We start from the raw sequence: 10903 nt of genomic DNA, 5'->3' as shown, positions 1-10903 counted from the left end.
GACTTGACCAATGGCCAACCTGTCAGTGATGTGTCCGAACAGGTGTCAGCCATGTCTCCGGGCTAAACACTAGTCCCGGCCATCCACGCGCCACAGCGAAGCAAGACGTGGATGCCCGGGACTAGCCCGGGCATGACGACAGTGAGTGTGGCACGCACCTGTCTCCACATCGTCATTGCGAGCGCAGCGAAGCAATCCAGACTGCCTCACTGGAAAGACTCCGGATGGTCGCTAAGCTCGCAATGATCGGGAGTGCCGTCCTCACGGTATCTCGTACACCACCATCTTGTCGGCGATGCCGCGCAGGGCCGCCTGCTTCTGGATCGGCTTGATCGCGCGCTGCTCGAGCACCTCGGCGACTGCGGGCGCATCGAGCACGGGGCCCGTGATGTGGATCTCCCGCGCCGTCGACAGGCTCTGGACGCGAGCGGCGATGTTGACGGTCTGGCCGAAATAATCCTGGCGTTCGTTGAGCATCACCGCAAGACAGGGGCCTTCATGGATGCCGATCTTGACGATGAGATCGTCGGTGCCGCGCTGCCTGTTGAGCTCGTCCATAGCGGCCCGCATCCGCAGGCCCGCGACGATGGCGTGCTCCGGACGGATGAAGGTCGCCATCACGGCGTCGCCGATTGTCTTCACCACCGCGCCCTTCTCGGAGGAGATGATCTCGAGCAGCGCATGGAAATGCGCGCGCACGAGATCGAAGGCGGCGAGATCGCCGACGCGCTCGTAGAGCGCGGTCGAGCCCTTCAAATCGGTGAACAGGAATGTCAGCGACGTGATCTGGAGCCGCTGGTCGAGGCTGAGATTGTCCGCCTTGAAGACATCGCGAAACGTCTGGTTCGACAGCATGCGCTTGGCGGTGAGGAACGGCTTGCGCTTGCCGATGAGATGATGGAGCGCCTCGGCCGCGATGAACACCGACGGCAACACGCGCACGCCGGCCTGGTTCTCCAGCGACAGCCGCAGCGGCCCCGGCCGCATGGTCGTCGTCCCCGTCGGAGCCTGCACCTTGTTGTACATGATCGCGAACTGCTGGCGCTCCTTGGTCGGCTCGCCCTGGACGTCGATGAAATGGGCGGCGTGCGTCACCGGCTCGAAGATGATGATGAAGTCGCCCGGCAGTTGCAGCGACATGGTCGCCTTCTCGCCTGCCGGAAGCTCGAGCGTATCGAGCGTCACCTCGTTGGCGAGCGTCGCGAAGGATTCCTTGTTGAAGTCGACGCCGGAACTCCAGAATACCTGCTTGAAATATTCCCACACCGGAAGCGTATCGGGATCGTGCGCTGCGATGCGCCGCACGCGCGGATTCACGGTGAAGGAGACCTCGACCTGATCGTCGACCGACGCCTTGTAGCCGCAGGCGCAGAGCGCGCAGTGATAATCGTCCGGCTTGAGCGCCTTCAGCGTCGAATGGGCCCCCAGCACGCCGCCGCAGCCCGGACAGAGCACGTTCCAGCCGAGATCGAACAGTCCGAGCCGCGCCGAGTGCAGGAAGGTGGAGATCGTGTGCTCTTCATCGAGGCCATGCTGCCTGGAGAAATCGAGAACATTGACGCGGTTGAGCTCGTGATCCTCGCCGTCCTCGATGAGGCGCGCAATCGCGTCGACCACCTTGGCGTCGGCGGTCTGCTTCAGAACGGAAAACTGGGCCTGGATGTCGCTCATGGCGGAGGCTCTATCTGGGGTGGATCGCGCCATCGGGCAGACGAATGTCTGTCACCGACGCGTGATGCGGAACAAAGGTGAGTGGTCCGGCTGGGTCGTCACGACGCCGAGCGGGATCACCGGAACCCTGTCGGCAAGCTCGATGCGGAACGCGCCGATCAACCGGGCCAGCGCCAGCACGGATTCGGCTTGCGCGAACGGCGCGCCGATGCAGACGCGCGGACCCGCGCCGAACGGCAGGTAAGCGAAACGGTCGGGCGCCTCGTTCGACATGAAGCGTTTGGGAATGAAGGCGTTCGGCTGATCCCACAGCTTCTCATGCCGGTGCAGCAGCCAGGGCGCGATCATGATGATGTCGCCCTTGCCGATCTCGACGCCGGCCGCATTATCCTTCTCGCGCGCGGCACGCGCGACCAGGAAGGCCGGCGGATAGAGCCGCATGGTCTCCTCGATCACCGCGCGGGTGAACTTCTGGCGATCGATGTCGGCCATGCTGTCGAGATGCTCGCCATGGGTCTCGGAGGCAACTTCCTCCTGCGTCTCCGGATCGAGCGCGAGCAGATAGAGCGCCCAGAACAGCGCCGTCGCCGTGGTCTCGTGACCCGCCAGGATCATGGTCGCGACCTCGTCGACGAGTTGCGCGTCCGAAAAGCCCTTGCCGGTTTCGGGATCGCGCGCCGCGTCCATGAGATCGAACAGGTCGCGCGGCGGCGCGCCGTCCTTCTTGCCCATCGTGCGCCGCTCGGCGATCAGCATCGCGACGAATTCGGTCCAGCGCTTGCGGAAGCGGGCGCGGGCAAAATCCATCGGGGTCGGCCAGGACACCGGCAGCAGCATGTCGAGGAAATAGGGCCGTCCCAGCCGCGCGCCGTATTCCATGACGAAGTTGCGCAAGGTCGGGCCGTGACGGTCCATGCCGAACGAGAACATCGTGCGCCCGGCGATCTCCAGCGTCATACGCTGCATCGTCTCGCGCAGATCGACCGGCTCGCTTGTTCGCGCATCGAGCTTTGTGATGGTCTCGTCGAGCACCGCGGTCATATGCGGGACGAGATTTGCGGTCGCACGCGGCGTGAAGGCCGGCGCGAGCGTACGGCGCTGATGCGCCCAGGCGTGGCCTTCCGCGATCAGAACTCCTTCGCCGAGCACCGGACGCAGCATGCGGATCCCCGCCGGCGTGCGCGTGTAGTTTTCATAATTGCTGAGCAGGACATGCCGAATTGCATTCGGCTGATTCAGAATGAAGCTGTTGTGGAGGAAAAAGCGGCCCTTGATGACCTCTTCTTCGTAGGCACGCTGGCCCCAGGTCGCGATCATGTTCTGCTTGAGGACCGCGACCCGGCCGAGAAACGACATGTCGTCGGGCGCACGCGGCGGGGTCGGAGGGATGATGGGCCGACGCACACTGGCGATGTTCATGGCTCTCTCCCGCAGATATGACCCAGGCCAATAGCTAGTAAGTCAGCTCGGCAATCGCAATCCTGTTCTCGGAGGCGGGCCAGGCACGCGCCACAATTCGTTCTTCGCCGAACTGGGCCACGACGTTACGCCCGGCCTCCGCGGCCGGGAGCCGCAAGGTTGCTGCCGAATCCGTGGGCACACCCGGCTTGACGTCGGCCGGCTCCTTGCCGTCGAGCAGCACCACGTCCCGCGGCAGGCCGAAATAGCCGCGCGGGCGTGACATGATCACGACGGCGCCGGCATCCTTGTCCGCGGGCCCGAGCGGGCGCGCGGCACGCAGATGCACGACATCGGACGAGCGCGCGAACGGCGTGCGGTAGATATGCGTCGTCGGCGCGTCCGGCGACGTCAGGGCGAATTCGAGGAACCAGGAAGGCTCGACCTGCGCCGGACCCCAGCGGCCGTCGGCGCCGGTCTTCGCGCTGTGCACCGCGCCGCCTTTGCGCTCCCCGGTATCAGGATCGACGCGGAAGACATCGACGGTTGCACCCGCCACCGGGCGATTGGTCGACACGCCGCCTGGCGTACCGGTCACAAGGCCGCTCAACCTGACGCTCTGCTCCGGCACAATCGCGATGCGCGCGGGCTCGCGGCCGGCAATGAATTTGTAGATCTCGCGGAAGGCACGCGGGTGAAACGCCACTTCGCGATGGTCGAGCGCGACGAGCACGAGATTGGTGGCGCCCGTCAACTCCGGCCCTTCGACGGTAACGCCGGTCGGCGTGCCGGGCTTGCCGATGAAGCGGCCGTCGGCTTGCGCGTACTTGTCCATGCCATCGCTGCGCAGGGTGAGGAAGGCCGTGCCCGGCGTCACCTCGCTCTCGCCCTCATTCAGGCCGCGCAGAAATGTACCGCGGCCATTGAATTCGTTGTTCGGCTGGTCGTCGGTCGCGAACACGCCGTGATTGGGCGTGCCGCACAGCACGGCATGGCTGACATCGCCGGCACCGCCGTTCCTGATGACGTTGCGAATGGCGTAGCCACCGCGCGAACTGCCGACCAGCGCCACGCGGGCCGCGCCGGTGCGGCGCTTCAATTCCGCGATGGCCGCCGCGAGCTCGCGGCGCTGGTCCCCGGTCGAGGAGCGGCCCGCTTGCTCGACCTTGTCGTCGCTGCGCGCCAGCGGATCCGTGAAATTGATCGCCATCATGCGATCGCGCGCGACGCCGTTGGATTCCATCCGCCAAAGCGTCGTCATCCAGACCGCGTCGTATTCACCATTGCCGTGGACGAACAGGATCGGCGGCACCTCGGCATTCTGAGCCGTGGGCGCGGTCTGCGCCAGCGCGCCTGTCCGCAAGCTCGCAACCGCGAAAGGCAAGCTGCCTGCCCCCAGCAGGATCGACCGTCGCGACAGCTTCATATGTTTCTCCGGAAAAACCACGTCTTTGGACCGCTTATACCGGCCTAACCACTGGACAGCGAAGGACTTTCGCAGGCATCACTGAACCTGCCGGAATCACCCAAAGACCATTCCAAGACCACTTCTGCCAGCCCATATGGAAGGGGATATGACCGAGCAGCCGAACCGTCAGAAATTCGCCGGCGACGGCATCGCCGCACCCCTGCGGTACACCGTGTTCCGGCGCATCTGGCTCGCCAGCCTGCTCTCCAATCTTGGCCTCTTGATCCAGGGCGTGGGCGCGGCCTGGGCGATGACGCAGATGGCGGCCTCGGCCGACAAGGTGGCGCTGGTGCAGACCGCGCTGATGCTGCCGATCATGCTGATCTCGATGCCGGCCGGCGCCATCGCCGACATGTATGACCGGCGCATCGTGACCTTGATTTCGCTCGCGATCGCGCTGATCGGCGCGACTGCGCTGACGGTGCTGGCCTGGCTCAAGCTGATCACCCCGGAAACGCTGCTCGTCTTCTGCTTCGTAGTGGGCAGCGGCAATGCGCTGTTCGGGCCGGCGTGGCAATCCTCGGTCAGCGAGCAGGTCCCGCCCGAATCACTGCCGTCAGCCGTCGCACTGAACGGCATCAGCTACAATATTGCACGCAGCTTCGGTCCCGCGGTCGGCGGCGTCATCGTCGCCTCGCTCGGCGCGGTGGCCGCGTTTGCCTGCAACGCGATCCTTTATCTGCCGCTGCTGGTGGTGCTGCTGCTCTGGCGGCGCAACACCGAGCCCTCGCGCCTGCCGCGGGAGAAGCTCAACCGCGCGATGGTCTCGGGCTTCCGCTACATCACCAATTCGCCGCCGATCAAGATCGTGCTGTTGCGCACATTGGTGATGGGCCTGATCGGCGGTGCCATCATGGCCCTGATGCCGCTGATCGCGCGCGACCTGCTGCATGGCGGCGCGCAGACCTACGGCATCATGCTGGGTGCCTTCGGCATGGGCGCCGTCGTCGGTGCGCTCAACATCCATGAATTGCGCAAGCGCATGAGCGGCGAGGCCGCGATCCGCGCCTGCACCATCTCGATGGCATTTGCGATGGCCGCGCTTGCCGTGAGCACGGAGCCGGTGTTGACGGCGGCGGCGCTTGTGCTCGCCGGTGCGGTCTGGATGGCGGCCGTCGCGCTGTTCAACATCGGCGTGCAGCTCTCGGCGCCGCGCTGGGTCGCGGGCCGTTCGCTCGCGGCGTTCCAGGCCTCGATATCCGGCGGCATCGCGATCGGCGCCTGGGGCTGGGGCCATCTCACCGATTATGCCGGCGTCGAGGTCGCGCTGCTGACGGCCGCCAGCCTGATGCTGATCTCRCCGGTGCTGGGCATTTGGCTGGCGATGCCGCGCGTCGGCGCCCGCAACGAGGACGCGGACGTGCTCGCCGATCCGGAAGTCAAACTGTCGCTCACGGCGCGCAGCGGGCCACTGGTGGTCGAGATCGAATATAGGGTGAGCCAGGAGAACGCGCGCGCCTTCCACAATGTGATGCAGGACGTGCAGCTCTCCCGGCAGCGCAACGGCGCCTATGGCTGGTCGATCGCGCGCGACATCGCCGACCCCGAATTATGGACCGAGCGCTACCACTGTCCGACCTGGCTCGATTACTTGCGCCAGCGCAACCGCTCGACGCAGTCCGAGCGCGCGTTGCATCAGCAGGCGATCGATTTCCACATCGGCCCCGATCCGGTGCGGATCCGCCGCATGCTGGAGCGTCCGTTCGGCTCGGTGCGCTGGAAGGAAGAGACGCCGGATCGTGCCGGCGCCGAGGTGCTGCCGGTGGTCGCGAGCGTGGCGGGAAGCAGCACGTAGGTTTTGGCCTGTAGCCCGGATGAAGCGAAGCGCGATCCGGGACGATCTCACGCGCGGGCAGACCCCGGATTTCGCTCAGCCGGGCTGCGACGGCACATCTTACTGCCCGTGATCCGTCAGCACCTTGTCGCAGGCTTTGCTGAGGCGGGTGCGGTTCTGCTTGAGGCAAGCGAGCACGGCGCCATCGCCATTGTTCATCACGGCACGGCAGAAGCGCGTCACATCGCGCGCGCAGGCATCGTGGCCAGGCTGCTGTTGCGCTGAGGCGCTCGATGCGCACAGAATCAAAGAAACAATGAAAAGAAATCTGGTCATCGCGTAATGCCTCTTACCCCAAGGAAGTGCGGGCGAAGCTAGTGCGACGATCCCGGGGCCGCAACGGCTTTATTGCCGAGCGGGACTGGCGCGCGTGGCCCCGGCTTGACGCCGGGAGCACATCGCGAGGGGAGCTAACAACGATCGCCGTTGCGCGTTGTCCTACTGCTTGTCCTGGGCGTCAGCGACCTTGCGTGAGGCGCCCTTTGCGAGGTCCTTGTCCATCACCGCGCGGCAGCCGGCGCTCAAGTCGGAGCGATGCTTCATCATGCACGCCGTGATCTTCGGGACGTTGGGGATTTCCGAGGAGCACAGGCGGAAGGCATCGCCGGTGCACTGCTGCTGCGCCTCGGCCGAGAAGGCGAAGCTCGCGGTCGTCGAGACGATCGAGACGATGGCGGCAAAGCCCAGAGCCAGGCTGGTGTCGCGGATCCTACTCGTCAGCAATTTCGCAGAGAAAGACTTAGCCGAAGAAGATTTGGTCATTTGAAGCTCCCATTGGCGCCGCTGGAAGCGGGGCCCGTTGTTGGTGGGAACTACGATGCTCCGGCAAAACAGTTTCCACTGTGATGACGGTCACGGGTGGCCATCCATCTGTGACCTCCGTCACATGGCGCACCTCGCTGAAAATCCGGCGCAAACGCCGTCGTGTTGGTGTCACGTTAACTGTTCCTTCGCATTAATGGCTCGTCGCGCGGGAGATTCCGCAGGGTTGGTTGCGTAATTGGAAAGAATAGCGATGCGTAATGCGTTGGGCCTGATGCTGGCCAGTGTAGTTGCGGCGGTCGTGATCGCCGTCGGCGGTTGGTTTTATTATTCCGCGCGCGCCGATCAGGGCGCCCCCAAAACAACGGCCGCCCGTGCCGCCGATCAATTGCCGGCACAGGCGAAGCTCGCCGCCAAGGATGACGTCGAGACCACCGCGGCGATCGCGGCCAGGCCGACGGCGGTTGCTCAGGCAGCGGCGCCTGCGCCCGCTCCGGTCGTGCCGGTGCAGCAGAAGTCGACCTGTGCCAATCCGAACGCGCTGGGCGTTGCCCGCGTGGTCGAGATCGACACCACCGGCGGACCCGGCTTCGGCTTCGAGCATTTCAAGCAGTTCGACTTCCTCACCGACAAGGAGGTCGTGCTGACCTTCGACGACGGTCCGTGGCCGGTCAACACGCCCGCGGTGCTGAAGGCGCTTGCGGATGAATGCACCAAGGGTCTGTTCTTCTCGGTCGGCAAGCACGCGACCTATCATCCGGAAATCCTGCGCCAGGTGCTGGCCCAGGGCCACACGGTCGGCACGCACACCTGGTCGCATGTCAACCTGAACAGCAAGAAGATGACGGAGCAACAGGTCAAGGACGAGGTCGAGAAGGGCTTCAGCGCGGTGAGGTTCGCGCTCGGCACCAACCCGGCACCGTTCTTCCGCTTCCCGCAGCTTCAGCACAATCCGGCGATGGTGAGCTATTTCGGCACCCGCAATGTCGCGATGTTCTCGACCGACATCGACTCCTTCGACTTCAGGAAGGGTGCCACGCCGGAGAAGATCGTCGACAACGTGATGACCAAGCTCGACAAGCTCGGCAAGGGCATCATCCTGATGCACGACTTCCAGAAGCACACCGGCGAAGCCATGCCGGCGCTGCTCGCGCGGCTGAAGGCTGGCGGCTACAAGGTCGTGCAGATGAAGGCCAAGGCAACGCTCCAGACGCTGCCGGAATATGACGAGGCGCTGCTGAAGGACCTGAAGGTGCCGACGTCGAGCGCGCGTCCGATAACGAGCGTGGTGCAGACGGTGTCGCAGTAAGCCCGCAACGCTTCCTCAATACGCGCATGGCCGGGCTCTTGCCCGGCCATTTGCTTTTGGAGCGAGTCGCAGCCTTACCAGTAGATGCCGTGGCGGTGCAGCTCGCTGATGATGCGGCCTTCGGTCCAGCTGCGCTTGTGCTTCGGCTTGCCCGCCTTTGCGGTCTTCGTGGCGGGCTTGCTTGTCTCCGCCGGCGCTGAAGTCGTCGTTGTCGCGGTCACGGCAGGAGCCGTCGCCACGGCGGGAGCAGGGGCCGAGACTGCCGGCGGACGATCGACGTATTTCGGAGCTTCCGCGGCTGGCGCGACTTCGCTGATTTGCGTCGTCGGAGCGGCGGTCGTGGTGGCCTGCGGAGCAGCCGTTGCCGTGGCCAGCGACAGGCTGCGGTCGGCAGCATGGGCAGATGCAGAAGCCAGGACCATGGCGGCGACCAGAATGATCTCGCGCATGTGAAATCTCCCCGTGTTTGCGTGACCGGGAAATTAGGGGAGATCTGATCTGCGTTATGTGACTGTCATCACGTAGACTGCGCGCTCGGTCTTGAACCCGCGATCAGCATTCGCGGCGATCAACCCGCAACGTCACGTCCGGAAAGGTCTCGGAATCGGGCGGACAGATATGTGCTTCCCGGTGAAGCCTCGAACGCGCCGCGCCGGATGGCGCGTTTCACGATTGTTTCCAAATGTTTCTGATTGTGGTAGACGCTCGACACGTATCACAAGGCGTGCCGAGTCCGCCCGTTATGACCTTCATCAAGCGAGTGAAGCGTAAGCTGCTGCCGCCGCGAGAGGTTGTTCAGGGGTACGAGAATCCGGAACTGGTCGAAACGATTTTCCTAAAGACAATCAACTACAACCCGGACAGCGACTGGCCGCTGGTCGCGGGCATAAACACGGTTCTGGATTTCGGCGGAGGCGCTGGCCTGCATTACAAGGTGGCGCGCCGGCAACGCCCGGACATTCGATGGGCGGTAGTTGAGACGCCTGCAATGGTGCAGCGCGCCAAGGAGCTTGGCACCGATAGGCTGATGTTTTTCGAGCGCATCGACCAGGCCGCCGACTGGCTCGGCACTGTCGATCTCATCCACTCGAATGGGGCCATACAGTACGTCCCGGATGCATTGGAAACCGTCAGAACGCTGTGCACGGTTCGGCCGGCAACGTTGGCATGGTACCGCGTTCCGATCAGCGAAGAGACCCGGCGAGAGGTTCAGACATCGTACCTGAGCGACAACGGTCCAGGGTCGTCGCTCGCCTCCAGGGAGAAGCTCGTCAGATACGAGCGCAACTGGATCTCCGAGCAAGCATTCATCCAGGCCCATGAGGGATTTCGCATCACTGAGCGGAGCCCGGATCCCACCGAGCGCGGCACGCAACAATTCAGGTTCGCGCGCATCTAGCTTGCGACAATACGGGGGCGATGTGTTCGACAAGTTTGCAGACTGGTTACGTCAGACGGCCTTTTTCTCGACGGCTATCGACATCGCGCGCCAGACGTTACCAGAGCCCGCGCTGATCTGGTTGCGCACGCAGATGGTGCGCAATCTCCGTGGAACGCCTGGCGAAGTGTTCGGCGAGATCTATCGTCGCAACGTCTGGGGTTACAAGGAAACCGCTTCCGGCGGCGGATCCACGCTGCACAATACCCAAAGGGTGCGGGAAAGCCTTCCTGGTCTGGTTGGCGACCTCGAGATCCGTACCTTGCTCGATTTGCCTTGTGGTGATTTTCATCGGTTGTCGAAGATCGAACTTCCAATTTCTCGCTACATTGGAGGAGACATCGTTCCGGAACTGATTGCGCGCACGGGTGACCAATACAGTCGCCCAGATCGCACGTTCCTCCGGATCGATCTCTGCAACGATCCGCTCCCGGAAGCTGACCTGCTGCTATGCCGCGATTGCTTCATTCATCTTTCCGAAGAGATGATTTTTCAAGCAATCGACAACATTCGTCGATCCAACATCAAGTATCTCCTGACGACCACTTACCCGGCGGGCCGAAATCGTGCGATCCGCACGGGTGACTTCTTCTCCATCGATCTGAGCGCTCCGCCCTACAACTTCCCGCCGCCGATCAAGGTGCTGGACGATTACGTCCCACCGTTCGACCGGCGGCAACTGGCGCTGTGGGAAATCGAAAGCCTGCGCAAAGTCTGAGGCGATGGTATGCCGTCTCGCGGCGAGGCTGCATCGGAGGACGAAACAACGGCGCGGAAAACAACGAAAAATCAGAGCTGAGCGGCCCGAGACATAGGTGACAGAACGTACCGGACACATGGGTTACACTTTCCGCTTTTGTTCCGCGGGAGGTGTCGATGCCGTGGAAAGCGAGTTCGGTGATGGAAGAGCGTCTGCGCTTTGTCGCTCCCGCTTTTGTTCCGCGGGAGGTGTCGATGCCGTGGAAAGCGAGTTCGGTGATGGAAGAGCGTCTGCGCTTTGTCGCTCGTCTCCTGGACGGGGAG

The 10903-nt window shown here is 63.7% G+C and carries 10 protein-coding genes; 4 read left to right on the top strand and 6 right to left on the bottom strand.

The genetic code is table 11. The annotated features are described in order from the left end of the window. Positions 1–261: 261 nt before the first annotated feature. From AB4Z51_RS42370 to AB4Z51_RS42360, 3 genes are read right to left on the bottom strand one after another with little or no spacing between them, the layout of a single operon-like run. On the bottom strand, positions 262–1671 hold the full coding sequence (locus AB4Z51_RS42370; protein ID WP_135213915.1) for an adenylate/guanylate cyclase domain-containing protein: 1410 nt from the start codon (positions 1669–1671) through the stop codon (positions 262–264). A 51-nt stretch (positions 1672–1722) separates the two neighbouring features. Beyond that, complete coding sequence (locus AB4Z51_RS42365; RefSeq protein ID WP_063980337.1) at positions 1723–3090, bottom strand: cytochrome P450; 1368 nt, start codon at positions 3088–3090, stop codon at positions 1723–1725. A gap of 34 nt (positions 3091–3124) precedes the next feature. Further along, positions 3125–4495 (bottom strand): hydrolase, encoded by a 1371-nt coding sequence (locus AB4Z51_RS42360; RefSeq protein WP_135213916.1) that lies wholly within the window; start codon positions 4493–4495, stop codon positions 3125–3127. A 148-nt stretch (positions 4496–4643) separates the two neighbouring features. Between AB4Z51_RS42360 and AB4Z51_RS42355 the strand changes: the two genes are divergently transcribed. Beyond that, complete coding sequence (locus AB4Z51_RS42355; protein ID WP_135213917.1) at positions 4644–6332, top strand: MFS transporter; 1689 nt, start codon at positions 4644–4646, stop codon at positions 6330–6332. Between the two features lie 99 nt (positions 6333–6431). Here AB4Z51_RS42355 and AB4Z51_RS42350 read toward each other — a convergent pair whose 3' ends face one another. After that, positions 6432–6647, bottom strand: a complete 216-nt coding sequence (locus tag AB4Z51_RS42350) for a hypothetical protein (protein ID WP_063980334.1) — start codon at positions 6645–6647, stop codon at positions 6432–6434. 162 nt (positions 6648–6809) lie between these two features. Beyond that, on the bottom strand, positions 6810–7133 hold the full coding sequence (locus AB4Z51_RS42345; protein ID WP_135213918.1) for a hypothetical protein: 324 nt from the start codon (positions 7131–7133) through the stop codon (positions 6810–6812). Between the two features lie 253 nt (positions 7134–7386). Between AB4Z51_RS42345 and AB4Z51_RS42340 the strand changes: the two genes are divergently transcribed. Further along, positions 7387–8442, top strand: a complete 1056-nt coding sequence (locus AB4Z51_RS42340; RefSeq protein ID WP_135213919.1) for a polysaccharide deacetylase family protein — start codon at positions 7387–7389, stop codon at positions 8440–8442. A 74-nt stretch (positions 8443–8516) separates the two neighbouring features. On the opposite strand, the gene AB4Z51_RS42335 is transcribed toward AB4Z51_RS42340, so the two are convergent. Further along, complete coding sequence (locus tag AB4Z51_RS42335; RefSeq protein ID WP_135213920.1) at positions 8517–8891, bottom strand: hypothetical protein; 375 nt, start codon at positions 8889–8891, stop codon at positions 8517–8519. 293 nt (positions 8892–9184) lie between these two features. Between AB4Z51_RS42335 and AB4Z51_RS42330 the strand changes: the two genes are divergently transcribed. Continuing rightward, on the top strand, positions 9185–9841 hold the full coding sequence (locus AB4Z51_RS42330; RefSeq protein ID WP_135213921.1) for a methyltransferase domain-containing protein: 657 nt from the start codon (positions 9185–9187) through the stop codon (positions 9839–9841). Between the two features lie 22 nt (positions 9842–9863). Beyond that, positions 9864–10598 carry a class I SAM-dependent methyltransferase gene (locus tag AB4Z51_RS42325; protein WP_135213922.1) on the top strand — a complete coding sequence of 245 codons (735 nt, stop codon included), beginning with the start codon at positions 9864–9866 and terminating at the stop codon, positions 10596–10598. The last annotated feature ends 305 nt before the right edge of the window (positions 10599–10903 follow it).

The organism is Bradyrhizobium sp. 2TAF36 (genome assembly GCF_052114925.1).
GTDB classification, from domain to species: Bacteria; Pseudomonadota; Alphaproteobacteria; order Rhizobiales; family Xanthobacteraceae; genus Bradyrhizobium; species Bradyrhizobium barranii.
This window is presented reverse-complemented; position numbering and strand designations above follow the sequence as displayed.